This window comes from Rhizobium sp. NLR10b (assembly GCF_019685435.1).
GTDB lineage: Bacteria > Pseudomonadota > Alphaproteobacteria > Rhizobiales > Rhizobiaceae > Rhizobium.
The window spans coordinates 378794-402272 of the sequence record NZ_JABDWV010000001.1 but is presented as its reverse complement, the minus strand read 5'-3'; the positions used below and the strand labels follow the sequence as shown (position 1 = coordinate 402272).

Below are 23479 nucleotides of genomic sequence, written 5' to 3'. Positions count from 1 at the left end.
CGGCTAGCCGCACCTGCGGCATGCCGTATAAACATCACTGGACCAGGCCGACTCGGTGCTCCTCGCGCTTCGTCGTGTTCCAGACCCCCACTGTCACCCACTTCGGCTCAACCGGCAACACCGGTTCGACCCTTTGCTCCACAATCTGCACTTGTTTCTCGGGTTCTGGCAACTTCTTTTCCAAATCCTTGCCCAGTTCTGTCGCCATCGCCCCGCCACCGAGGTCGGCGACGGTGATCGGCCGGGTCTGCTCGATAGAGGAAGAGGCAACATTGCGGAGCGCCAGTGAGAGCGTGCCGATACTGGAGCCGAGGGTAAGGCGCTGCGCCTCGTCGGTCGTGACCTCAAAGGTCACGGTCTTGACGACGGATGGCTCGTCCTTGCGCTCGTCGGCCGTCTGGTCCACCGCCAGCACCTTGACGCCTTGCAGCAGCACGTCGACGAAGGTCTGATCGTTGCCGGCCGGTCCGCGCACGACCCGCGTCAGAAGCACGTCGACGCGATCGGAAGGCCTTACGAACCCGGCAACGCCGAGCACGTCGTTGACCCGGATGGAGACCGCCTTCATGCCCTGGTCGAGCGCCGCCGACAGCGTGGCGCGTTCGCCGGTACCGGTGATTTTCGAGGATAGAACCGGCTCGCCCGGATCGATCGCCGCCATGGCATAACGCGGCTGGGCATCGTTGCCGACGACCAGATCGATGCTGACGAACGAGCCTGCGGGTGTTTCATTGGAGGGCCAGGGAATGGCCCTGAGGTTTTCGGATCGAATCCGGTCGCCGAAGCGCATTGGCGTGGCGGCGACCACAAGTGTCCTTTCCTCGGCCTTCACGCCGTTCATCGCCAGCAGTCGGGCCTTCTGATCGGAGAGATACGCGCGCATCCCGAAAACTGCGGCGGCGGCGAGTACAAATGCAATAACGAGACTTAAAATCGTTGAAGAACGCATCGCGGTTACTCGCTACACTGGACGGAGTGCATCCATTCATTATTTCTAATTTAGAAGAGAGGGGTTAACAAAAACCCCTCCCTTCGTCGAACGCCAATATCAGGCCGGGACAGCCAGCGCGGTCGTGAACCACCCTGCCCATGCCGTCCAGACCGCACTCAGATTGGTGCCGGCCAGTGTCACCGCCGTGATCACCCCGCCAACCAGCAAGGCAAGCAGAATGAGGTATTCGGTAAGTGCGACGCCATCTTCTTCCCGCGCGAAAGCGCGTACGCTATTTACAAATGCTTTCATCGAGAATTACCTCCCAGGTAAGTGGTGCGCCGTATTTCCCCGGCACTTTGTCGTCGAGACCGCCCCTTCGACTGGAAATATTAATAATCTGTTAATTCTAATTTAGTCAAATCTTTTGTAGGCGAACGGGCGATATCTATACTTTATGGTTAAAACTGGGATGAAAGAACCGGCCGTAAAAATCGACAATTTTGCCGTAATCGAGTGAACCTAGCCTACACAATAAGCTTAAAATAGCCGAAAAGGTCGAAGCCTATGCTGCAAATGGTCAATGTTACTAGTTCTCTTGCAGTATTTCTTTTTCTCTACGCGGCCTGGACCGATTTCCGTACATGGAAAATCCCCAATGCCGTCGTGCTGGCGCTCGTAACACTTTGTGCACTGCGGGCAGTGGCCTTGATACTTGGCTCGGATGATGTCGGCGCGGCGCTGTTTGCCTCGAGCGGAATCGGCGGCGACATCGCGGCCGGTCTGCTGATGTTCATGCTTGGGGTGGCTCTCTGGGCGTTCCGCCTGTTTGGCGCAGGAGACGCCAAGCTTTTCCTGCCGATCGGCCTTTTTATCGGCTGGCACGGAATGATGCCGTTCGCGGTGCTGCTGCTTGTCCTCGGCATCGTGACGCTGCTGGTCCTGCGGCTGCCGGTGCCGCTGGCAGTCGCGCATCTCGCCTTTTTCATACGTATCGAGGAAATTCGGGCGAGCCGGAAGATACCCTATGGCGTCATCATGGTTTTCGCGACGCTCCTGACCATGGCTTTGCCCATGATCCGACAGCAGTTGCAGCTTCGGTGACCTACCCCGAAAAGGCTCTGTCCGACCTGTTCTCCAGCGCGGCGATCTCCTCGGAGACCTCGCTCAATCGCTGACGCAGGTCGCTGTCGGTGCCGTCATCGACCTCTTCCTCGCCAAAACAATAGCGCGCCTCGTGAAGCTCGAGCTTGGCTTCGAGCTCGGCGCGTCTGGCATATAGCCGCTTGAGATAGACGTGGTTCATCTCCCGGTCTCCACATCGTCCGGTGATGGGAAAACGATGTGGAGGCGGTAAGGTTCCGGTCTATCAGGTGAAAGAAGCGATCGCTGCTCTGCAGGCCTTGGCGAAATGGCCGCAACAGCCGGCGGCGCCCATCGTTTGGCGACTGACGCGCGCGCCTTCGAGCAGCAGCGTCAGCGTATCGGCAAGAAGTTGAGGTTCGCGCGCACCGGCTGCCGAACAGAGCGCGGCGAGGCGATCGCGTTGTTCGGCCTTGTGCCGTTCGATCACTTCATGGGCGGGATGACCCTCCCCCTTGAGCTCGATGGCGGCGTTGGCGAGATCGCAGCCAGCGGGCTCGCCGTTCAGACACTGCGCCCGCATCTCCACCCAGGCGCCGAGCTGGGCGCGGGGATCGCCGGGATGGGCGGCCTCCAGATCGCGCCAGATGGCATTGGCCTTTTCGGAGGCGCGCCGCAACGTCTCGCAGACGAGTTCGTCCTTCGAGCCGAAATGCCGGTAGAGCGTCATCTTGTTGGTCAGGGCGGCGTCGGCGATGGCATCGACGCCAATGCCGCGGATGCCGCGCTCGCGGAAAAGCTCCACGGCCGTCGAGACGATGCGCTCCCGCGGCGGGATGCGATCTTCTGAAACGGTTGCGGAGATTTCATTCGAAGTTTCTGATTTTTTTGCGGACGAAGTCCTTGACATCAATGTGACCGATCGGTAACAACAGCATTGTTACTTACCGGTAACACCACAGGCCGCGAAAGTCAACGCAGAGGGTTGGCGGCGGATGTGGAACACGGGCGACCGCCCACGAAAGGAGGACAAGCCATGAGAAAGACCAGAGACGACCTGACGATATCCGAAGCCCTTCGCGACCCCCTGATCGCCATGGTGTTGCGCGCCGACGGCGTGAAGCTTGAGGACTTCAAGCAACTCCTGGAGACGGCCGCCGACAAAGGTCAACCGCGCCCGACGCCGGTGGGCAAGATGATCGGAGCGCTTGCGAGCCGCGCCAATCTGCCGGCCATCCCCTGCTTCGGCTGAAAAGCCGCTTGAACCCGGGGGATCTCTCCCTGCCCCCGACAAGGGCTGTCGTCATAAAGAGGCGGCGGCCCTTGCTGCTTGATCGTAGTGGCCGGAAAGTGCCCTCAGCATCGCTGCCACTGCCGATGTCGAGCCGGCATCGAGCCCGAGCCCCTTCATTGATTCCACCAGCAACGCTTCGCGCACCGCACGGTATCTCAGGCAGGTTTCAACGCCCTTGTCGGTAGCGATGATCAACTTCTCCTTGCCTGCCCGCGCGCTTTTCACGAGGCCGCGCTTTTCCAACTTCTTGAGCGCATAAATCACCAGATGCGTATCCTCGACGCCGAGCACGCTGCAGAGATCGCCGAGCCGCTTCGGCCGCCGCCGGTGCGCCACCGAATGCAGCACCAGCACGTCGATCGCAGCGCAGCCGGGTTCGCCCGCCGCCGTCATGCAGCGCACCATCCAGCGGTCGAAGGCATTGCCGGCGAGGATGAGCCCAAATTCCAGTTCCGACAGAACGGGAAGCGCGCCGTCGGCGAGATGCGAGGAGGAGACGATCGGCCCGATTTCCGGTTGCCCGCATTCATCTGCCATTCCATCCCTCCACGATCAACAGCTCAACGTTGACATTTTATCGATAAATCGTCAATGATTTTTCAATTCAACGGGAGGCCGGACGATGAGCGGGCAGTGGGATTTCTGGATCGATCGCGGCGGCACCTTCACCGATATCGTCGCCCGCCGCCCCGACGGCTCGCTCGTCGCGAACAAGCTGCTTTCGGAAAATCCGGAAGCCTATCGCGACCCGGCGGTTCATGGCATCCGCGAATTGCTCGGCCTCAAGCCCGGCCAGACGATCCCTTCCGAGCTCATCGGCGCCGTGAAGATGGGAACGACGGTCGCCACCAATGCACTTCTCGAACGCAAGGGTGATCCGACCCTGTTGGTGACGACGAAGGGCTTTCGCGATGCGCTGGAGATCGGCTATCAGGCGCGCGCCGACATCTTCGCCAAGAAAATCGTCAAACCGGAACTGCTCTACGCCGATGTGATCGAGGCCGACGAGCGCGTACTGGCGGACGGCACGGTGGAACGCCCGCTCTTAGAAGATGATCTGCGGCACGCGCTTGAAGCCGCCTATGCGCGGGGACTGCGCGCCGTCGCAATCGTTTTCATGCATGCCTACCGCTATCCCGAGCACGAACAGCAGGCCGCCGCCATCGCGCGCGCCATCGGCTTCACGCAGATCTCGCCCTCGCATGTGGTTTCACCGCTGATCAAGCTTGTCGGCCGCGGCGACACGGCCGTCGTCGATGCCTATCTATCCCCGGTTCTCCGGCGCTATGTCGATCAGGTCGCCGTCGAGCTCGGCGCGGTCGAAGGAAAGGGCCCGAAGCTGATGTTCATGCAGTCCTCGGGCGGACTGACCGACGCGCATCTCTTCCAGGGAAAGGATGCAATCCTCTCCGGACCCGCGGGCGGGGTGGTCGGCGCGGTCGAGGTCTCGCGCATCGCCGGTTTCGACAGGATGATCGGCTTCGACATGGGCGGCACCTCGACGGACGTTTCGCACTATGACGGCGAGCTGGAACGCGCTTTCGAGACCGAGGTCGCCGGTGTGCGCATGCGCGCGCCGATGATGAAGATCCATACCGTCGCAGCCGGCGGCGGCTCGATCCTGAGCTATGACGGTTCACGCTTCCGCGTCGGCCCGGAGTCGGCGGGTGCCACGCCCGGCCCGAAATCCTATCGCCGCGGCGGGCCGCTTGCTGTTACTGATGCAAATATCATGACGGGCAAGCTGCTGCCGGAGTTCTTCCCCACAATCTTCGGGCCGGAGCAAGACCAGCCGCTCGACGCCGAGGCGGTGCGCGCCGCCTTTGCCGAGATGGCGCAGGATATCGGCGGCGGCCGGACGGCGGAAGAGGTGGCCGACGGCTTCCTCGCTATCGCTGTCGAGAATATGGCCAACGCCATCAAGAAGATCTCCGTCCAGCGCGGTTACGACGTTTCCGACTATGCGCTCACCTGTTTCGGCGGCGCCGGCGGCCAGCATGCCTGCCTGGTCGCCGACAGCCTCGGCATGAAAACGGTGCTGATCCACCCCTTCTCCGGCATTCTTTCGGCCTATGGCATGGGGCTCGCCGATATCCGCGCCACACGCCAGCGCGCGGTGCTGGCCGAACTAGCCGCCGCCCTGCCGGCGATCGGCGGTATCCGGACCGAACTGGAGAAAGAGGTGCGCAGGGAACTGATGCTGCAGGGCGTCGAAGCCGGCGACATGGAGGTCGTCATCCGGCTGCACCTGCAATATAAGGGCACCGACACCGCCCTGCCCGTCGCCTTCGGGCCGCAGGAGGAGATGACGCAAGCCTTTGCCGCCGCCCACAAGAAGCAGTTCGGCTTCATCTTCGAAGACCGGCCTGTCGTCGTCGACTCCATCGAAGTCGAAGGCATCGGCGGCGGCGCCGATGTCGAGGAGATGAACGTGCAGGCGGGGAGCTTCGCACCGCAAGCGCTGCGCACGACCCGCTTCTATTCCGGCGGAAGCTGGCATGAGGCCGGCATTTTCAGGCGTGATGCGCTGAAGCCGGGTGCAGTCGTCAAGGGGCCGGCCCTCATCATCGAAGCGCATCAGACGATCGTCGTCGAGACCGGCTGGCAGGCGCGCCTGACCGGCCACGACCATATCGTTCTCACCCGCGAGATCGCGCTTTCCCGCAATTCGGCGATCGGCACCAGCGCCGACCCCGTCATGCTCGAAGTCTTCAACAATCTGTTCATGGCGATCGCCGAGCAGATGGGCGTGACGCTGCAGAACACTGCTCACTCGGTCAATATCAAGGAGCGGCTCGATTTCTCCTGCGCCGTCTTCGACCGCACCGGCGCACTCGTCGCCAATGCGCCGCATATGCCCGTGCATCTGGGATCGATGGATCGCTCGGTCGAAACGATCATCCGGCTCAACGAAGGCCGCATTCGACCGGGCGATGTCTTCGCGCTCAATGCGCCTTACAACGGCGGCACGCATCTGCCCGACATCACCGTCGTCACGCCGGTGTTCGACGACGCCGGCGAGACCATCCTGTTTTACGTCGCCTCGCGCGGCCATCATGCCGACATCGGCGGCAAGGCACCTGGTTCGATGACGCCGCGGGCGACCAAGGTCGATGAGGAAGGCGTGCTGATCGACAATTTCCTGCTGGTCGACAAAGGCCGTTTCCGTGAGAGCGAATTTGCGGCAATGCTGCGGGACCATCCCTACCCCGCCCGCAACCCGGCCCAGAACCTCGCCGACGTGAAGGCGCAGATCGCGGCCAACGAAAAGGGCGTTCAGGAACTGCGCAAGATGGTCGCCCATTTCGGGCTCGACGTCGTCGAAGCCTATATGGGCCATGTCCAGGACAATGCCGAGGAGAGCGTTCGCCGGGTGATCGCCCGCCTCAGCGACAGCGAATTCTCCTATCCCACCGATCAGGGCGCCGTCATCAAGGTGAAGATCACCGTCGACCGGAAGGCGCGCGAGGCAACGGTCGATTTCACCGGCACGAGCGCCCAGCAACCGACCAATTTCAATGCGCCGGAACCGGTGACGCGCGCCGCGGTGCTCTATGTCTTCCGCGTCATGGTCGAGCAGCCGATCCCGATGAATGCCGGCTGCCTGCGGCCGATCCGGATCGTCGTGCCGGACGGATCGATGCTGCGCCCGGCCTATCCGGCCGCCGTCGTCGCCGGCAATGTCGAGACCAGCCAGCATGTGACGAATGCGCTCTTCGGGGCGCTCGGAACGCTGGCAGCCGCCCAAGGGTCGATGAACAACCTGACCTTCGGCAACGTCACCTACCAATATTACGAGACAATCTGCTCCGGCGGCCCCGCCGGCCTGCTCAATGACGGCACCGGCTTCAGCGGCGCCGACGGCGTGCACACCCATATGACCAACTCACGGCTGACCGATCCCGAGGTGCTGGAATTCCGCTTTCCCGTCGTGCTGGAAGATTTTCACATCCGCCGCGGCTCCGGGGGCAAGGGCCAATATAGTTCCGGCGGCGGGACCGAGCGCACCATCCGCTTCCTGCAAGCGATGGATTGCAGCATTCTCTCCTCGCACCGAACGATCCGGCCTTTCGGCCTCTTCGGCGGGGAAGACGGGCAATTGGGAAAAACGGAGGTTCGTCGCAGCGACGGCACGGTCGAAAGGCTGGAAGGCTGCGACCAGGCAATGCTCGCCGCCGGCGACGCCGTGATCGTCACGACGCCGACCGGCGGCGGCTACGGCAAACCGGTTTAGAGGATCGGTTTGCCACCGGTGACCGCGATTGTCGTGCCCGAGACATAGCTCGACAAGGGATCGGCCAGCATGACATAGGCCGTGGCCAGTTCGGCCGGCTGGCCCGGCCGCTTCATCGGCACCTGCTTGCCGAAATTGCTGACGCTATCTTCGGGCAGCGTCGACGGGATGAGCGGCGTCCAGATCGGGCCCGGCGCCACGGCATTGGCGCGAATGCCCTTCTCGGCCAGAAGCTGAGCCAGGCCGGCGGTGAAATTCTGGATTGCGCCCTTGGTCGTGGCATAGGCCAGCAGCGTCGGGTTCGGATTGTCCGAATTGATCGAAGCCGTATTGATGATGGCGCTGCCGGGCTTCATATGGGCGACGGCCGCCTTGGTCAGGTAGAACATCGCATGGATGTTGACCTTGAAGGTCAGCTCCCACTCCTCGTCGCTGATCTCGTCAATGCTCTTGAAGCTTGCCTGGTGCGCGGCATTGTTGACGAGAATGTCGATACCACCGAGCTCCTTGACCGCCGTCTCGACAATTTGCCGGCAATGGGCCGGATCCTGGATGTCGCCACTGACGAGCACGGCCTTGCGCCCCGCCTGTTCAACGAGCCGCTTCGTCTCGTCGGCATCCTCATCCTCGTCAAGATAGGAGATCACCAGATCTGCGCCTTCCCGGGCATAGGCGATTGCCACTGCCCGGCCGATGCCGCTGTCGCCACCGGTAATGATCGCCCGCTTGCCCTTGAGCCGTTCGGATCCGCGATAGGTTTTTTCACCATGGTCGGGAACCGGATCCATCTGTGCCGTGAAACCCGGCATCGGCTGTTTCTGGGATGGGAAAGGGGGTGTTGGATATTGTGTCATTATAGCCTCCTGAGTTGAGGGACAAACTCAGGCTGCGGCTGGTTGTTCCAACGGCGTTGCGGCCAGATCGCTTTTCAATCTCGGTCTTCGTGCCGGTGACGCACTGCATCTCGCCGTCGCAATCGGTAGCGACGCCACGCTCGTCACGCTCGACAAGGGGCTGGCAAAAGCCTGGAGCATCATCGGAGCGCGTCTGCCTGTTATGAGGTCGGCGGTCGGCGGTCGGCGGATGCGGATATCACGCAGTCTCCCGGTTCCACCGCCACCACATCCGCACAGACGATCAACCTACAAGATGTTGCGATTTGCCACAGCGACCATTGTGCCATAGTAATGTAATATGGCTGCAGTGTTCATGAGGTGCATGGAATTGGACGGAAAGACATCGCCCGCAGTTTACTCCGAAGATGAGAGCCTTGCCGGCGAAGCCGGCGGCAAGGGCACGCGCCGCGCCCGCGTCAGCGGCATCGACCGCGCTCTTCAGGTGATCGATCATCTCTATGAGACAGGATCGCCGGCCGGCGTCTATGCCATCGCCAAGGCGGTGAAGGCGCCGCTATCGACGGTCTACGTCATCGTCGACGACCTCGTCGAGAAGAACATGCTGACGCGCCAGGCGGACGGCTCGATCTGGCTCGGCGCCCGGCTTTATCACTATGGTCTCGCCTATGCGCGATCTCTGGATTTCATGAGCATTGCCACTCATGAAATGCACGATCTCTGTCGCCAGGCCGGCGAAACCGTGCAGGTCTGCGGCCGTGACGGCGATTACATGCTGGTGCTTGCCATGGCCGACGGTCCGAGCCATTTCCAGGTGGCGTCGCGCGTCGGCACCCGGGTGCCGCTCAACTGGACGGCATCAGGCCGCCTGCTCGTCGGCCACCTCCCCGAAGAGGAACGCATCGAGCTTTTCAAACGCTGCGCCCGCTCATCACCGACCGGCCGCGCCGAGATCGATCCGAGCACCCTGTCGGAAGCGGCCGGCAAGGCCTTCGAGGCGCGCCTGTCGATCCAGGCCGGAGAATCCGACTATGCGGTCGCCTGCATCGCCTCGCCGATCTGCGATCGCGCCGGCCAGTGCGTCGCCACCATTTCGATCGTGCTGCCGGAGCAGAAGGCCTTTTCCGATGAGAACCATTATACGGCGCATGTGCGCAATTCGGCGGAACGGATCGAAAAACTGATGGGTTGGCGCAACCGCTGACACCTGCCGCGCCACCGGATTTATCTGTAGGAATAGCCGTGGCTGTGACGCACGAGCCTTCGCGCCCGCGGCACGTACCGGCTGGCTGTGAACGCTTCGGCGCCCATCACCGCAAAGCGCGGCTCGAACAGCTTGCTGAGGACCGAGACATCGCCATTGGAATCCGTTGCTTCGAGCTCGGAATCGACGAGGTCGAAAATCGTGAATTCGGCTGGCGCGCCGACGGAAAGTCGGTTCTCCATCGGCAGCTTGATGACGGAGGCCGGCGCATGGGTGACGGCTTCCACGACCTTGTCGAAGGGCATGCCGACGCTGAGCAGCTTCGACATCGTCGTTGCCAGATCCCAGACCGGAAAGTTCATCGAATGGCCGTGCAGATCGGTCGAGATCGAGAACGGCAGAAGCCCGCGCGCGATCGCCGCTTCGGCGACCTTGAAGGAGAAGGAGGCGCCGCCATGGCCGATGTCGAGGCGGATGCCTTCGGAGGCGCAGCGCTCGGCGAGATTGAAAAGATCCTCGTCCTCCATGATGCTCGAACCGGCCTTGCCGTTGAAGCAGTGGGTGACGACGTCGCCGGGGCCGAGAATTTCGAGCACTTCGTCGTAAAGTGCCGGCGGTTCGCCGACATGGACCATCATCGGCACTTTCAGGATCTTGGCGATCTTCTTGCCGAGCTTGACGGGAGTGACGCCCCAGGAGCCGGTGATGACGTGGCTGGCGCGCACCTTGATGCCGACGATGTGCTCGCTGTTTTCGGCGTAGACTTCGAGAATCCGGTCGAGATCGATATCCCTGATATCCCTGAGCTCGGCGACGCGGTTGCAGGCGACGAGGCCGATCGAGCCGAGGTTCAGGAAGGCCTTGATGCGTTCGCGTGAGGGCTCGATGATATACTCGCGGAAGCCATGGAAATTTGCCTCGCCGGCCGAACCGGCGTCGACCAGGGTGGTGACGCCGCGCTCGAGACCGCATTCGGAGGGGCGGATGGAGATATCGGTGCCGCCATGCCAGATGTGTACGTGTAGATCGATCCAGCCCGGCGAAATGAAGGCACCCTTGCCGTCGACGCGTGTCACATCCTCAGAGGCCGGAAGCGACGGACCAATCCCGGCGATGCGGCCGTCAGCATTGACGAGAATGTCGATCACCCCCTCGGATGCGCCCGCACCGAACGCCATCGGTCTGACATTGGTGAGGAGAAGTGGCTTCTTCGTCCGGTCGCCCGATATGATCATATTTCCAAATTCCATAGTTATGCTATATAAATCCTTATAATAGAATAAAGCCGAAGAGACTGCTGTCAAGAGAAATGAAGCGTCGCTAGCCGCACGGCAGTGGCGGCAGCGCGCTCGTTCTCAACCGCGCTCCCGCCAAGGAGCGGCAAATTTTTCCAGCGATTTCAATCTCGCAGGATTGAGTAGTCAAGCCGTTCGAGGTGGTCGGGATCGGCGATGGCTTCGATGGCCGCAATCCTGTCTCCGGCGATGGTAAACGCTACTACGACGCGAATCTGACCCGCGATGCGCACGACGAAGCCAAGCTCGCCGTCGACGATGGCGATCTCTGCCGCCTGCGCCCGGCCCTTGAACAACTCTGCCACTTCGGATGCGCCGCGCGTTTCGCCGAAGGCCCCGAAACGCGCCGCCGTCGCGTCCAGCCGAAACACGACATCTGGGGCAAGCACGGCAATCAGCGCCTGCAGATCACCGCTGCGCGAAGCCGTTAGAAAGGCCTCCGCAATCGTTCGCTTGCGGCCGAGATCGACATCCGGCGTCTCGTCCACGCCCTGCACCCTGCGGCGGGCACGGCTCGCGAGCTGACGGGCGGCGGCGGATGATCGGCCGATAATCGGCGCGATTTCGTCGAAGGGAAGATCGAACATGTCGTGCAGCACGAAGGCAACCCGTTCGGCAGGCGCCACCGTCTGCAACACGACGAGCAGCGCCACGCCCACCGAATCGGCGAATGCGGCGTCGCGCTCCGGATCCTTGGCAGGATCGGCGATCGCTGCATGGACTGGCATCTCCAGCGGCTCCTCGCGCCGGGTCTTGCGGGCACGCAGCATATCGAGGCAGATACGAGCCACCACCGTCGTCAGCCAGCCGCCGAGATTGCCTACGTCAGTCCTATCCGCACGGGTGAGCCGCAGCCAAGCCTCCTGAACGGCGTCTTCGGCCTCGCTGCGCGAGCCGAGCATGCGATAGGCGGCCGCTTTCAGATGCGCCCGGTTCGCCTCGAATTGATCGGCCAGCCAATTATTCTCGTTCATCCGTCACATTCCTTCGCTGCGTTCCGTCACATCAATGACGAATGAAACCGGGCCGGTGTGACAGCGCCGGCGGATCGTCGCACCCTGAACGCATCAAGGAGACATATCATGCAGGAGAGAATGGGAAATCCCGCCCTCGTGCTTCCACAAGCCATGCAGGCGCTCAATGCACTCGGCAAGGTGCCGACCGAAACGGGCCTTTCGCCAAAGCTGCTCGAACTCGTCAATCTGCGCGCCAGCCAGATCAACGGCTGCAGCGTCTGCATCGATGGTCATTGGCGCATTGCCCGCAAACACGGTGAGACGGATGAGCGGCTCTTTGCCGTCGCCGGCTGGCGCGACGCCCCCTATTATAGCGATGCCGAGCGAGCAGCCCTTGCGCTGACCGAGGCTGTGACCCGCACCAGCGACCGTGCCGACCCGGTGCCGGACGAGATCTGGGACGAGGCGACCCGGCATTATGACGGCCGCAGCCTTGCGGCTCTCGTCATCGCCATCGCCAACATCAATGTCTGGAACCGGTTGAACATCGCAACCCGTCAGATCGCCGGCGCCTGGAAACCGTGATCGGCGATTGCCGGCAGCGTTTCACCCGGCGCTGCCGGCGACCACACTTCTATTCAGCCCGGCAGCTCAGATGATGCCGCCGCCGCCGGCAACCGATGCCGGACGCTCGGCCGCCACCTTTTTGCGGTAGCCACTGGCGCGGTAGGCGGCGATCGGGTCGATCGCCCCGCCGGCGCGACGGCGCGCCTCGGCAAGGATCGGTTCGACATCGGCGCGATAGGCGCGCTTCAGCGTTTCCGACGCCATCAGCGCGTCATTGTCCTGCTGATAGCCCTCGAGCGCCTTGCGATCGACGAGGAGCGCCTGCGCATAGGCGCGGCGGATTTCGTTGGCGCTGTTGATCAGGCTCTCGATCGGATCGGTGACATTGTGGGACTGGTCGATCATATGTGCCGGATTGAAATCGTTGACGCCGCGCTGCTCGGCATCGACCAGCTCGTTGAACACCAGGAACAGCCGATAGGGATCGATTACGCCGGCATCGAGATCGTCGTCGCCATATTTCGAATCGTTGAAGTGGAAGCCGCCGAGCTTCCCGAACTGGATCAGGCGGGCAACGATCATCTCGATATTGGTGTTCGGCGCATGGTGGCCGAGATCGACAAGGCAATGGGCCTTGGGGCCGAGCGTCTGGGCGATCAGATAGTTGGTGCCCCAGTCCTGTACGATCGTCGAATAGAAGGCCGGCTCATACATCTTGTGCTCGGAGAACAGCTTCCAGTCGTCGGGCAGCGCCTTGTAAATGTCGGCCATCGAGGCGAGGTAACGCTCGAATGCCTTGGTGAAATTGCTCTGGCCGGGGAAGTTCGATCCGTCGCCGATCCAGACCGTCAGCGCTTTGGAGCCGATCGCCTTGCCGATCTCGATGCATTCGAGATTGTGCTCCACCGCCTGCGCGCGCGTCGCCGCGTCGGTGTGGCTGAGAGAGCCGTATTTGTAGGAATGGGCCTGTCCCGGCGCGTCGGAGAAGGTGTTCGAATTCATCGCGTCGAAGCCGAGGCCGAGCGCATCGCCCTTGGCCTTCAATTCCTTGGCGTCCGCCTTGTCCCAGGGAATATGCAGCGAGACGGTCGGTGTCGCCTGCGTCAGCTGATTGATGACGGCGCAATCGTCGAGCTTGTCGAAGATGCCGCGTGGCTCGCCGGCGCCCGGGAAGCGGGCAAAGCGCGTGCCGCCGGTGCCGACACCCCAAGAAGGAACGGCGACGAAGAATTCCGCGACCCTGCGGGTGATGGCTTCGATATCGACGCCGCGGCGCGCAAGTATGGCGCCCAGCGCCTCATAATCGGCTTTCAGTGCGGCTGCCCGCTTGTCGTTCTCGCTCGCGACGAGATCCTGCGCGATCCTGAACTCGGCCATTTTGTCCTCCCGGTTCTGCAATTTCTACATTGGAACTGCCGTGGGGCCGCCCCTCATCCGCCTGCCGGCACCTTCTCCCCGTTGTGAGGGGCAGAAGGGAATATGCCGCGCCGTCTCTGTCCTACTCCAACATTTCGTTGGGCAAGTCCCCTCTCCCCGTCAAGACGGGGAGAGGGTTAGGGTGAGGGGCAGACGCATCCGCCCGTCAAAAATCACCGCGTAAAGCTCTGCACGTTGCCGGCGTCGACATTGATGATATTGCCGGTTGATTTTGCCGAAAGGTCCGATGCGAGGAAGTAGATCGCCTCGGCGATATCCTCCGGAAACACGTTGAGCTTCAGCATCGAACGCTTGCGGTAATGTTCCTCGAGATCATCGACCTCGATCTTCGAGGAGGCGGCGCGCTGCTCGCGCCATTCGCCGCTCCAGATCTTCGAACCGCGCAGCACCGCATCCGGGTTGACAGTGTTGACGCGGATGCCGGCATCCGCGCCTTCCAGCGCCAGGCAGCGGGCGAGATGGACTTCGGCGGCCTTTGCCGTGCAATAGGCAGACGCGTTCGGCGAAGCGGCAAGGCCGTTCTTCGAGGCAACGAAGACAATGTTGCCGCCGAGCGCCTGGCGGCGGAACAGACGGAACGCCTCCCGCGAGACAAGGAAATAGCCAGTCGCCAGAATGTCGATATTGCGGTTCCAGGTCGAAAGCTCGGTGGCTTCGATCGGCGCGGAGGAGGCAATGCCGGCATTCGAGACGAGGATATCGACGCCGCCGAATTCGACCGAAGCTTCCGCGAAGGAGGCGATCACCGCATCTTCCTTGGTAACGTCGAGCCGGACGCTGCGCACGGCATCAGCACCGTATTTCTTGACGAAGTCGGCCTCTGTGCTTTCGAGTGCTGCCTGATCGATATCGGCAAGCACCACGCAGGCGCCCTCGCCGACAAGGCGGGCGGCCGTCGCCCGGCCGATGCCGCCGGCGCCGCCGGTGACGAAAGCCACCCGGCCGGCAAGGCTCTTCGGCTTCGGCATGCGCTGGAGCTTCGCCTCTTCCAGCAGCCAGTATTCGATATCGAAGGCTTCCTGCTCCGGCAGGCCCCGATATTCCGAAACCGTCGAGGCACCGCGCATGACGTTGATGGCGTTGACGTAGAATTCGCTGGCGATGCGCGCCGTTGCCTTGTCGCGGGCAAAGGACAGCATGCCGACGCCGGGAACGAGGAAGATGACGGGATTGGCGTCGCGCATCGCGGGCGAATTGTCATGCTTGCAGTCGTTGTAATAGCGGGCGTAATCGGCGCGGTAATCCTCCAGCGCCTGGTCGAGGCCGGCGACGATCGCGTCGACATCCGGCTTGGCCGGGTCGAAATCGACGATCAGCGGGCGGATCTTGGTGCGCAGGAAATGGTCGGGGCAGCTGGTGCCGAGCGCGCCGAGCGGCCGCAGATCTCGGGAATTGACGAATTCGAGCACGGCGTCCTGATCATCGAAATGACCGAGCTTGCGCTCCTGCTTGCCGATCCGGCCGCGGATCTCCGGCATCAGCCGGGCGGCGATAGCGCGGCGCTCGGCGACGGGCAGGCTCTGGGTCAGTGCACCGCCGAAAATCGTCTTGCCTTCGGTCTTTTCGGCAAACCAGACGATCGCCTTGTTGATGATGTCGAGTGTCAGCTCGTAGCAGGCCTTGGCGTCATTTGCCCAGGTGAAGAGGCCGTGGCTTTCGAGCACGACGCCCTTGGCGTTCGGGTTCGCCTTGACGAAGGCTTCGAGATCGAGGCCGAGCTGGAAGCCCGGACGGCGCCAGGGCAGCCAGCCGATCTCGTCACCGAAGATCTGCTTGGTCAATTCCCTGGAGTTCTTCGAGGCGGCAATGGCGATGATCGCGTCGGGATGCATGTGGTCGACATGGGTGAACGGCACAAAGCCGTGCAGCGGCGTGTCGATCGAGGCGGCACGGCCATTCAGGTTGAAGGTGCAGTGCGGCAGGAAGCCGACCATGCGGTCTTCGTCCTCGACGCCCTTGTAGATTGATTTCAGCGATTCCAGCTTGTCCTGGTAGAGGGTCGCAAAACCATCGAGCTTGATAGTGCCGACGTCGCCGCCCGAGCCCTTGACCCAAAGGACCATGACCTTGCCGCCGGTTAGGGGATCGGTTTCCATCACCTTCGCCGAGGTATTGCCGCCGCCGTAATTGGTGATGCGCTTGTCGGCGCCGAGCAGATTGGAGCGATAGAGCAGCTTGCCGGGCTCATCGAGGCCCGCCGCATAACCATCATCCCACCGGTTTTCCAGAAGCCGGACGTTCGCCGCCATATCATCCTCCCATATAGGCTTGTCAGGCACCGCGATCAGCGAGCCCTTTCGCTCAAGGTATCGCGCATCATAAATGCGCTTGTCAATCGAAAACGGTCAAAATCGCTTATGCTGCATCGCAATATGGAAATTTATGATCGTTTGTGATTGACAGGCTTTAACAGATACGAAATATATATGACAAGAGGAGGAGCCAATGCACGAACGCGAACGTCATCGCATCATCTTAAGCGCCGTTCAGGAAAAGTCCGTCGTGACGATCCAGGACATTTCCGAATTGACGGAAGCTTCTGAAGCGACAATCAGGCGTGACATTGCGGCTCTTCACGTGCAGGGCAAGATCCGCCGTGTCCGCGGCGGCGCGGAGGCGGTGCATCCGCCGCAGCTCGGCAATCTCGCCGGCCGGCCCTTCCGGGTTTCAGAATCAGTCAACATCGATAAAAAACGCGCAATTGCGCGCGCCGCCGTCGAACTTTGCGAGGCCGGCGACGCCATCATCATCAATGGCGGCACGACCACTTTCCAGATGGTGCATTACATGGCCGGCCACCGCCTGCAGGTGATGACCAACTCTTTTGCCATCGCCGAACATCTGGTCAAGCATTCCAAAAACACCGTGACGGTGCCGGGCGGCGCGATCTATCGCGAGCAGAGCCTGATCCTGTCGCCCTTCGACAACGACGCGATCCGCAATTTTTATGCGCGGCGCATGTTCATCGGCGCGCAGGGTGTCGGCCCGCTCGGCATCATGGAGGCCGACGCCCTCATCATCCAGAGCGAGCAGAAGCTGATGCACCAGGCCGACGAACTCGTCGTGATGGTCGATTCCAGCAAGTTCAATCGGCGGTCGAGCCTCATTCTCTGCGCGCTCGACCGTGTTTCTGCGATCATCACCGATGACGGGATTTCAGAAGAGGCAGCTCGCATGGTCGAGAATGCCGGCGTCCGGCTTATTGTCGCGACCCCGGTGGCGCAGCTTGCGAAGGAGGATTCCTCGTCGGTCGCATGAGGCGCCGCCGAGGTGTGGAAGTCTAAATCTTAATGGGAGGAAAGTGACATGAAATTCGCAAAGACACTGGCGCTCGGCGCAGCGCTCGCCATCGCCATGATGGCCGGCACTGCCAGCGCCAAGGACATCAAGATCGGCCTCGTCGTGAAGTCGCTCGGCAACGGTTTCTTCGACGCCGCCAACAAGGGTGCCCAGGAAGCCGCCAAGGAACTCGGCGGCGTGGAAGTGATCTACACCGGTCCGACATCGACGACGGCCGAAGGCCAGATCGAAGTGATCAACTCGCTGATCGCTCAAGGCGTCGATGCCATCGCCGTTTCGGCCAACGATCCCGACGCGCTTGTTCCGGCGCTGAAGAAGGCAACCCAGCGCGGCATCAAGGTCATCTCGTGGGATTCCGGCGTCGCACCGGAAGGCCGTATCCTGCAGCTCAACCCCTCCTCCAACGAGCTGATCGGCAAGATGTGCCTGACGCTCGCCAAGGATCATCTCGAAGGCGGCAAGGGTGACTTCGCCATCCTGTCGGCAACGACCACCTCGACCAACCAGAACATCTGGATCGACCAGATGAAGAAGCAGCTCAAGGATTTCCCGGGCCTCAACCTCGTCACCACGGTTTACGGCGACGACCTCTCGGACAAGTCCTATCGTGAAGCCGAAGGCTTGCTGAAGTCCAACCCGAACGTCAAGGTCATCGTCGCCCCGACAACGGTCGGCGTTCTCGCCGCTTCCAAGGTTGTCGAAGACAAGGGCCTTGTCGGTAAGGTCTACGTCACCGGCCTCGGCCTGCCGTCCGAAATGGCCGGCGCGATCAAGTCTGGCGCGACAAAGGAATTCGCCATCTGGAACCCGATCGACCTCGGCTACTCCGCCACCCAGATCGCCTACCGCCTCGTCAAGGGCGAGACCGACGGCAAGCCGGGCAGCGAAATCAATGCTGGCCGCATGGGCAAGATCAAGGTCGGCGACAACGGCGAAGCCGCCATGGCCGATCCCTTCGTCTACAATGCCTCGAACATCGACCAGTTCTCCAAGGTCTTCTGATCCGAAGCAGCTCTATAAAAGCCCGGCGGCCTGTTAGCCGCCGGGATTTCTCATTCGACACTGGTAGAAAGCCGATGAACGCCGCCTTTCAACAATCCGTCACGGACAGCAAAACCGGCGATGCCCCCGCCATTCTGGAAATGCGCGGCATCTCCCAGATCTTTCCCGGCGTGAAAGCGCTCGACAATGTCAGCATCGCGCTTCACCCCGGCACGGTCACGGCGCTGATCGGCGAAAACGGCGCCGGCAAGTCGACACTCGTCAAGATCCTGACCGGCATCTACAGGCCGAACGAAGGCGAGATCCTGGTTGACGGCCGGACAGTGACCTTCGCGAGCGCCCAGGCGGCGATCGATGCCGGCGTCACCGCCATCCACCAGGAAACCGTGCTGTTCGACGAGCTGACGGTTGCCGAAAACATCTTCCTCGGTCATGCGCCGCGCACGCGCTTCCGCACCATCGACTGGCAGATGATGAACAGCCGCTCGAAGACGCTGCTGACGGCGCTTGAAAGCAATATCGATCCGACGATCCGGCTGAAGGACCTCTCGATCGCGCAACGCCACCTGGTGGCGATTGCCCGCGCTCTGTCGATCGAGGCCCGCATCGTCATCATGGACGAGCCGACGGCCGCCCTTTCCCGCAAGGAGATCGACGATCTCTTCCGCATCATCAAGGGCCTGAAGGAACAGGACAAGGCGATCCTCTTCATCAGCCACAAGTTCGACGAGCTTTACGAGATCGCCGACGATTTCGTCGTCTTCCGCGACGGCCGCGCTGTCGGCCGGGGTAAGCTCAAGGAAACACCGCAGGACGAAATCGTCCGCATGATGGTCGGCCGTGACGTCGAAAACGTCTTTCCGAAGATCGATGTCGCGATCGGCGGCCCGGTGCTCGACGTGGAAAAATACAGCCACCGCACCGAATTCCGCGATATTTCGCTGACCCTGCGCAAGGGTGAGATTCTCGGCATTTACGGCCTGATCGGCGCCGGACGATCGGAACTCGCGCAATCGCTCTTCGGCATCACCAGGCCGCTCTCCGGCAGGTTGACGCTGGAAGGCCGGGAAATTTCGATCAGCTCGCCGCATGACGCCATCAAGGCCGGCATCGTCTATGTGCCGGAAGAGCGCGGCCGCCACGGCCTGGCGCTGCCGATGCCGATCTACCAGAACATGACGCTGCCGTCGCTGACGCGCACCTCGCGCAAGGGCTTCCTGCAGGCGGCGGAAGAATTCGCGCTCGCCCGAAAATATGCCGAGCGGCTGGATCTGCGCGCCGCCGCCCTCTCCGTGCCGGTCGGCACGCTGTCGGGCGGCAACCAGCAGAAGGTCGTCATCGGCAAGTGGCTCGCCACCATGCCCAAGGTCATCATCCTCGATGAGCCTACAAAGGGCATCGACATCGGCTCGAAAGCCGCCGTCCACGGCTTCATCAGCGAGCTTGCCGCAGAGGGCCTCTCGATCATCATGATCTCTTCCGAGCTGCCCGAGATCATCGGCATGTCGGACCGCGTTCTGGTGATGAAGGAAGGCCTGTCGGCCGGGCTCTTCGAGCGCGATCAGCTTTCGCCGGAGGCGCTGGTGCGCGCGGCGACCGGAAACGCATGAGGTGACGGGCATGGCCAAACTGATCAGAAAACGCGAAACCCTGCTCTTTGCCATCATCGTGCTGATGATTGGCATCTTCTCGACGCGGGCGGCCGATTTCGCCACACCGGATAATCTCGCCGGCATCTTCAACGACACAGCGATCCTCATCATTCTTGGCCTTGCCCAGATGACTGTTATCCTGACGAAATCGATCGATCTCTCGGTGGCCGCCAACCTTGCCTTTACCGGCATGGCGATCGCGATGATGAACGCCGCCTTTCCCGGCCTGCCGCTGATCGTGCTGATCCTCGCCGCGGTCGTGATCGGCGCTGCCCTCGGCACCATCAACGGCTTCCTCGTCTGGCGCCTGGAAATCCCGCCGATCGTCGTGACCCTCGGCACGCTCACCATCTATCGCGGCATGGCCTTCGTGCTCTCCGGCGGCGCCTGGGTGAACGCCCACCAGATGACGCCGACCTTCCTCGCCGTTCCCCGCACGCCGATCCTCGGCCTGCCGGTGCTGAGCTGGGTTGCGATCATCATCGTCGCGCTGATGTACATGCTGCTGCGCTACAGCCCGTTCGGCCGCTCGGCCTATGCGACCGGCGGCAATCCGACAGCTGCCGTCTATGCCGGCATCGATACCGGCCGCACGAAATTCCTCGCCTTCGTGCTCTCGGGCGCGCTCGCCGGCCTTTCCAGCTATTTATGGGTTTCGCGTTATGCGGTCGCCTATGTCGATATCGCCAACGGCTTCGAGCTCGACAGCGTTGCGGCCTGCGTCATCGGCGGCATCTCGATTGCCGGCGGCGTCGGCTCGGTCGCCGGCACCGTGCTCGGCGCGCTGTTCCTCGGCGTCATCAAGAACGCCCTGCCGGTCATCGGCATTTCGCCCTTCACGCAGATGGCGATCTCCGGCACCGTTATCATTCTCGCCGTCGTCTTCAACGCAAGGCGCGAGCGCAATCGAGGCCGCATCATCCTGCGTGACCGCGCAGCAGCGGAGGTCGCAGCATGAGCACCGTTTCTCCAACGCCCGAAAAACGGATCATTCCCGATCGGCTCGGCACGCCGTTCAAACGCATCATGTCGAGTTGGGAAGTGCTGCTCTTCGGCGTCGCCATCCTGATCTTCATCTTCAATTCCGTGGCCTCACCCTATTTCCTCGATGCCTGGAACCTCTCGGACGCCACTTTCAACTTCACCGAAAAGGCGATGATCGCCTTCGCCATGGCGCTGCTCGTCATCTCGGGCGAAATCGACCTCTCGGTCGCCGCGATCATCGCCCTCGCCTCGACGGCGATGGGGGCGGCGGCGCAACTCGGCGTCGGCACGCCGGGCCTGGTCGCGATCGGCATCGGCACCGGCCTTGCCTGCGGCATCTTCAACGGCGTGCTCGTTTCGGTGCTGAAACTGCCGTCGATTGTTGTCACCATCGGCACGATGAGCCTGTTCCGCGGCATTTCCTATATCGTGCTCGGCGACCAGGCCTACGGCAAGTACCCTTCCGATTTCGCCTATTTCGGCCAGGGCTACGTGTTCTGGGTGTTCTCCTTCGAATTCGTGCTGTTCTTCGTGCTGGCGATCCTCTTTGCCATCCTGCTGCATGCGACGAATTTCGGCCGGCAGGTCTATGCGATCGGCAACAATGATTTCGCCGCCCGCTTCTCCGGCATCCCGGTCGAGCGCGTCAAATTCATTCTCTTCCTGCTGACCGGCGTCATGAGCGGTGTTGCCGCCGTCTGCCTGACCTCGCGGCTCGGCTCGACCCGGCCGTCGATCGCCCAAGGCTGGGAGCTCGAGGTCGTCACCATGGTCGTGCTCGGCGGTATCTCAATCCTCGGCGGCTCGGGCACGATCGGCGGCGTCGTGATCGCCGCCTTCGTCATGGGCCTCGTCACCTTCGGCCTCGGCCTGTTGAACGTGCCCGGCATCGTCATGTCGATCTTCATCGGCCTTCTCCTCATCATCACCATCGCCATTCCGATTATCGCCCGCCGCATCAAGCTCATGAGCTCCCGATGACCCTGGAAAAACACGCCTTCAAGATGCAGCTCAATCCCGGCATGGAAACCGAATACCGCAAGCGGCATGACGAGATCTGGCCGGAGCTGGTCGATCTGCTGCACCAGTCGGGCGCCAGCGACTATTCGATCCATCTCGACCGCGAGACCAACACGCTGTTCGGCGTGCTGACGCGGTCGAAGGACCACACGATGACGAGCCTGCCGGACCATCCGGTCATGAAAAAATGGTGGGCTCATATGGCCGATATCATGGCGACCAATCCGGATAATTCGCCTGTTCAAAGCGACCTCGTCACCCTCTTCCACATGCCATGATCACCAGTTCCTATCGCCGCATCGCCGTCCTCGATATCGGCAAGACCAATGCCAAGGTCGTCGTGCTCGACAGTGGGACAGGCGCCGAGATCGCCGTCCTGAAACGGCCGAACATCATGATCAAGACCGGCCTCTACCCGCATTATGATATCGAGGCGCTCTGGTCCTTCGCCCTCGACGCACTGAAAGGCCTGGCGCGGGACCCCGGCTTCGATGCCATTTCGATCACCACCCATGGCGCCGCAGCCGCGCTGCTCGACCGGGACGGTGCTCTCGCCATGCCCGTGATCGACTACGAGCATGAATATCCGGAGGACATCCGGGATGCCTATACGCGGCTGCGTCCTTCCTTCGAGGAAACCTTCTCGCCGCGCCTAGCAATGGGCCTCAATGTCGGCGCGCAGCTGCACTACCAGAAGACCGCCTTTCCCGAGGAATTCGCCCAGGTCACGACCATCGTAACCTACGCGCAATATTGGGCGGCGCGGCTGACCGGCGTCGCCACCAATGAGCTGACTTCGCTCGGCTGTCACACCGACCTCTGGAACCCGAAAACATCAAGCTATTCCTCGCTCGTCGACAGGCTCGGCATCCGCGGTCTGATGGCGCCGATCCGCTCCGCCTTCGATGCGCTGGGCCCTGTCCTGCCTGATATTGCCGACGATATCGGCATCTCCGTGCCCGTCTATTGCGGCATCCACGATTCCAACGCCTCGCTGCTGCCGCACCTCGTCCATCGGCAAGCCCCTTTCGCCGTCGTCTCGACAGGCACCTGGGTCATCAGTTTCGGCGTCGGCGGCGATCTCGACCACCTCGATCCGAAACGCGATGCGCTTGCCAATGTCGACGCCTATGGCCGCGCCGTTCCCTCCTCGCGTTTCATGGGCGGGCGGGAATTCGATATCCTTTCGGCCGAAATCGGCCCTGTCGACGAAAAGGCCGCGCAGGCAGCGATCGGCGCCGTCATCGACAAGGGCATCATGCTGCTGGCCAATATCGCCTCCGGTTCGGGACCGTTTCCGGGCAAGGCAAGCCGCTGGATCGGCGCCGAAGACGCGAGCCGCGAGGAGCGTTTTGCCGCCAGCTGCCTCTATCTCGCGCTGATGACCGATGCATGTCTCGGACTGATCAGCGCCAAGGGCCCTGTCATCGTCGAAGGGCCTTTTGCCCTGAACGGAACCTATCTCAAGCTGCTCGCCGCCCTCACCGGCCGCGATGTCATCGCCCTTCCCGGCTCGACCGGCACCAGCCAGGGGGCCGCCCTTCTGACCGGCATCCGGCCGGTCTCCGGGGCGCAGACACATGTTCCGCCGACCGATATCCCCAGGCTCAAGGCCTATCGCGATCGCTGGTTCGCGGCGATGAAATAGCAGCTTTTCCCAGGCGCG

The 23479-nt window shown here is 62.1% G+C and carries 22 protein-coding genes and 1 pseudogene; 13 read left to right on the top strand and 10 right to left on the bottom strand.

Features of this window, described 5'->3' with window-relative positions; translation table 11 throughout:
• Positions 1-34: 34 nt before the first annotated feature.
• Complete coding sequence (cpaB, locus tag HJB91_RS01855; RefSeq protein WP_210632328.1) at positions 35-949, bottom strand: Flp pilus assembly protein CpaB; 915 nt, start codon at positions 947-949, stop codon at positions 35-37.
• A gap of 99 nt (positions 950-1048) precedes the next feature.
• On the bottom strand, positions 1049-1243 hold the full coding sequence (locus HJB91_RS01850; RefSeq protein WP_210632327.1) for a Flp family type IVb pilin: 195 nt from the start codon (positions 1241-1243) through the stop codon (positions 1049-1051).
• A gap of 255 nt (positions 1244-1498) precedes the next feature.
• Here HJB91_RS01850 and HJB91_RS01845 point away from each other — a divergent pair, with 255 nt between their 5' ends.
• Complete coding sequence (locus HJB91_RS01845) at positions 1499-2035, top strand: prepilin peptidase (RefSeq protein ID WP_210632326.1); 537 nt, start codon at positions 1499-1501, stop codon at positions 2033-2035.
• A 1-nt stretch (position 2036) separates the two neighbouring features.
• Here the strand turns inward: HJB91_RS01845 and HJB91_RS01840 are convergent, their stop codons facing one another.
• Together HJB91_RS01840 and HJB91_RS01835 are read right to left on the bottom strand one after the other, a co-directional pair.
• Entirely contained in the window at positions 2037-2237 is a 201-nt protein-coding gene (locus tag HJB91_RS01840) for a hypothetical protein (RefSeq protein WP_210632325.1), read from the bottom strand.
• 63 nt (positions 2238-2300) lie between these two features.
• On the bottom strand, positions 2301-2924 hold the full coding sequence (locus tag HJB91_RS01835) for a TetR/AcrR family transcriptional regulator (protein ID WP_221124036.1): 624 nt from the start codon (positions 2922-2924) through the stop codon (positions 2301-2303).
• 126 nt (positions 2925-3050) lie between these two features.
• Between HJB91_RS01835 and HJB91_RS01830 the strand changes: the two genes are divergently transcribed.
• Positions 3051-3266 (top strand): hypothetical protein, encoded by a 216-nt coding sequence (locus HJB91_RS01830; protein ID WP_210632323.1) that lies wholly within the window; start codon positions 3051-3053, stop codon positions 3264-3266.
• Positions 3267-3317: 51 nt separating this feature from the next.
• Here HJB91_RS01830 and HJB91_RS01825 read toward each other — a convergent pair whose 3' ends face one another.
• The gene (locus HJB91_RS01825; RefSeq protein WP_210632322.1) at positions 3318-3845 is read right to left on the bottom strand and encodes a winged helix DNA-binding protein; all 528 of its coding nucleotides are present in this window, start codon (positions 3843-3845) and stop codon (positions 3318-3320) included.
• 85 nt (positions 3846-3930) lie between these two features.
• Between HJB91_RS01825 and HJB91_RS01820 the strand changes: the two genes are divergently transcribed.
• The gene (locus HJB91_RS01820; protein WP_221153367.1) at positions 3931-7542 is read left to right on the top strand and encodes a hydantoinase B/oxoprolinase family protein; all 3612 of its coding nucleotides are present in this window, start codon (positions 3931-3933) and stop codon (positions 7540-7542) included.
• Here HJB91_RS01820 and HJB91_RS01815 read toward each other — a convergent pair.
• Complete coding sequence (locus HJB91_RS01815) at positions 7539-8396, bottom strand: SDR family oxidoreductase (RefSeq protein ID WP_221124034.1); 858 nt, start codon at positions 8394-8396, stop codon at positions 7539-7541. The genes HJB91_RS01820 and HJB91_RS01815 overlap by 4 nt on opposite strands.
• A gap of 79 nt (positions 8397-8475) precedes the next feature.
• Between HJB91_RS01815 and HJB91_RS30500 the strand changes: the two are divergent.
• Together HJB91_RS30500 and HJB91_RS01810 are read left to right on the top strand one after the other, a co-directional pair.
• Positions 8476-8589 (top strand): annotated as a pseudogene (locus tag HJB91_RS30500) (VapC toxin family PIN domain ribonuclease); the annotation flags it as partial.
• Between the two features lie 171 nt (positions 8590-8760).
• Entirely contained in the window at positions 8761-9600 is an 840-nt protein-coding gene (locus tag HJB91_RS01810; protein WP_210632319.1) for an IclR family transcriptional regulator, read from the top strand.
• 20 nt (positions 9601-9620) lie between these two features.
• Here HJB91_RS01810 and HJB91_RS01805 read toward each other — a convergent pair whose 3' ends face one another.
• Positions 9621-10835, bottom strand: a complete 1215-nt coding sequence (locus HJB91_RS01805) for an amidohydrolase/deacetylase family metallohydrolase (protein WP_221124033.1) — start codon at positions 10833-10835, stop codon at positions 9621-9623.
• A 164-nt stretch (positions 10836-10999) separates the two neighbouring features.
• A complete protein-coding gene (locus tag HJB91_RS01800) occupies positions 11000-11869 on the bottom strand; it encodes a sigma-70 family RNA polymerase sigma factor (protein ID WP_221153366.1) in 870 nt (289 codons plus the stop codon).
• Between the two features lie 108 nt (positions 11870-11977).
• On the opposite strand from HJB91_RS01800, the gene HJB91_RS01795 reads away from it, so the two are divergent.
• A complete protein-coding gene (locus tag HJB91_RS01795; RefSeq protein ID WP_210632316.1) occupies positions 11978-12436 on the top strand; it encodes a carboxymuconolactone decarboxylase family protein in 459 nt (152 codons plus the stop codon).
• Between the two features lie 66 nt (positions 12437-12502).
• Here HJB91_RS01795 and rhaI read toward each other — a convergent pair whose 3' ends face one another.
• Entirely contained in the window at positions 12503-13795 is a 1293-nt protein-coding gene (gene rhaI / locus HJB91_RS01790; RefSeq protein WP_210632315.1) for an L-rhamnose catabolism isomerase, read from the bottom strand.
• 212 nt (positions 13796-14007) lie between these two features.
• Positions 14008-16104, bottom strand: a complete 2097-nt coding sequence (locus tag HJB91_RS01785; RefSeq protein WP_221153365.1) for a bifunctional rhamnulose-1-phosphate aldolase/short-chain dehydrogenase — start codon at positions 16102-16104, stop codon at positions 14008-14010.
• Between the two features lie 196 nt (positions 16105-16300).
• Between HJB91_RS01785 and HJB91_RS01780 the strand changes: the two genes are divergently transcribed.
• From HJB91_RS01780 to HJB91_RS01750, 7 genes are all read left to right on the top strand, one after another.
• On the top strand, positions 16301-17113 hold the full coding sequence (locus HJB91_RS01780) for a DeoR/GlpR family DNA-binding transcription regulator (RefSeq protein WP_210632313.1): 813 nt from the start codon (positions 16301-16303) through the stop codon (positions 17111-17113).
• Between the two features lie 48 nt (positions 17114-17161).
• The gene (gene rhaS, locus HJB91_RS01775) at positions 17162-18157 is read left to right on the top strand and encodes a rhamnose ABC transporter substrate-binding protein (protein WP_064808509.1); all 996 of its coding nucleotides are present in this window, start codon (positions 17162-17164) and stop codon (positions 18155-18157) included.
• Positions 18158-18231: 74 nt separating this feature from the next.
• A complete protein-coding gene (locus tag HJB91_RS01770; protein ID WP_221153364.1) occupies positions 18232-19767 on the top strand; it encodes a sugar ABC transporter ATP-binding protein in 1536 nt (511 codons plus the stop codon).
• A 10-nt stretch (positions 19768-19777) separates the two neighbouring features.
• Entirely contained in the window at positions 19778-20767 is a 990-nt protein-coding gene (locus HJB91_RS01765; RefSeq protein ID WP_210632311.1) for an ABC transporter permease, read from the top strand.
• On the top strand, positions 20764-21774 hold the full coding sequence (locus HJB91_RS01760; RefSeq protein ID WP_210632310.1) for an ABC transporter permease: 1011 nt from the start codon (positions 20764-20766) through the stop codon (positions 21772-21774). Before HJB91_RS01765 ends, HJB91_RS01760 begins: the two co-directional genes overlap by 4 nt.
• Complete coding sequence (rhaM, locus tag HJB91_RS01755; protein ID WP_210632309.1) at positions 21771-22091, top strand: L-rhamnose mutarotase; 321 nt, start codon at positions 21771-21773, stop codon at positions 22089-22091. Before HJB91_RS01760 ends, rhaM begins: the two co-directional genes overlap by 4 nt.
• A complete protein-coding gene (locus tag HJB91_RS01750; protein ID WP_221153363.1) occupies positions 22088-23461 on the top strand; it encodes an FGGY-family carbohydrate kinase in 1374 nt (457 codons plus the stop codon). The genes rhaM and HJB91_RS01750 overlap by 4 nt, the downstream gene beginning before the upstream one ends.
• Positions 23462-23479 lie beyond the last annotated feature (18 nt).